This is a genomic window from Pseudomonas defluvii (genome assembly GCF_001695625.1).
Lineage (GTDB): Bacteria > Pseudomonadota > Gammaproteobacteria > Pseudomonadales > Pseudomonadaceae > Aquipseudomonas > Aquipseudomonas defluvii.
The window spans coordinates 1-1,385 of the sequence record NZ_MBPN01000263.1 but is presented as its reverse complement, the minus strand read 5'-3'; the positions used below and the strand labels follow the sequence as shown (position 1 = coordinate 1,385).

Below are 1,385 nucleotides of genomic sequence, written 5' to 3'. Positions count from 1 at the left end.
AGGCTGGTGAACCAACCGACGGTACGGGTCAGGTCGAGGCCATCAAACAACGCCTCGCGGCCATGGCCTTCCAGATCAACCAGCACGCTAGGCTGCCCGCTCCAGGCGCACAGGGTCCGGGCTAGGGCCGTCAGCAGCAGTTCGTCAATGCGCGTGCGGTACGCCGCGTTCGCGGTTTTCATCAACTGGGCGGTGCGGGCCTTGTCCAGGGTCAGGGTCAGGCTTTCGATACCGCCGCCAGGGGTACCATCTTCGGGGAACTGATCCACGGGCCCGGCCAACTGCTGTTGCCAGTACGCCACTTCCGTTTGCAACACCTCGCCGTGGGCAAAGGCCTCCATGTGTTCGGCCCAGTGCTTGTAGGCGCTGGTCTTGGCTGGCAACGGTAACCCGGCGTAGGCCTGCTGCAGATCCTCCAGCAGAATGCGCCACGACACGCCATCAACCACCAGGTGATGCACCACCAGCAGCAAGCGGGCCGTACCATCGGCCAGCCGAATATGCACGGCGCGCAGCAGTGGGCCGTCTTGCAGGCTGAGGCTGGCCTGAGCCTGGTCGCAATGGGCGGTGATGTCTTCCTCCGTGGTGGCTTCACGCTCCCAGAGCACGGTCTGCTGGCTAAAATCACGATGGCATTGAGTCCAGCAGTTCCCCTCCTGTTTCCAGCTCAGACGCAAGGCGTCATGGTGCGCCACCAAGGCCTGCAAGGCACGGCTCAGCGCCTGGCTGTCCAGCGGTTGCGCAGCCTTGAGCAGCACTGACTGGTTCCAGTGGTGCCGCTGCGGAATCGGCTGTTCAAAGAACCAGGCCTGAATCGGCGTCAGCGGCACTGCGCCACTGACCGGGCCCTGATCAATGGCCAGCGCACCTTCCAGCGGTTTGGCCGCACGCGCCAGGGCTTGCAGGGTCTGGTGTTGAAACAGGTCTTTGGGCGTCAGCGCCAAACCGGCCTGCCGCGCACGGCTAACCACCTGGATCGAGACGATGGAGTCGCCACCCAGCTCAAAGAAGTTGTCGTGCAGCCCGACCTGTTCCAGCCCCAGCACCTGTTGCCAGATCACGGCCAGTGCAAGTTCTTCCGGCGTGCTTGGCGCCTGATAAACCTGGCTTTCCCACACTGGCTCCGGCAGGGCCTTGCGGTCCACCTTGCCATTGGGGGTCAGCGGGAAGCGTTGCAGCACCAGGATTTTGCTCGGCACCATGTAGTCCGGCAACGCATCCTTGAGCTGTGCTTTAAGTTCATCGCCCAAGCCATCATCGCGGCTCGACACCACGTAACCCACCAGGCGCTTGTCACGCAGCAGCACCACCGCCTCACCGACGTCGGCATGGGCCTGCAGTCGCGCTTCGATTTCGCCCAGTTCGATGCGGTAGCCGCGCAGCTT

At 63.5% G+C, this 1,385-nt stretch carries 1 protein-coding gene; it reads right to left on the bottom strand.

All coding sequences use genetic code 11. The features are described 5' to 3' along the window. On the bottom strand, positions 1-1,385 hold a 1,385-nt coding region (locus EKA13_RS27170), incomplete at both ends, for a condensation domain-containing protein (protein WP_245704438.1).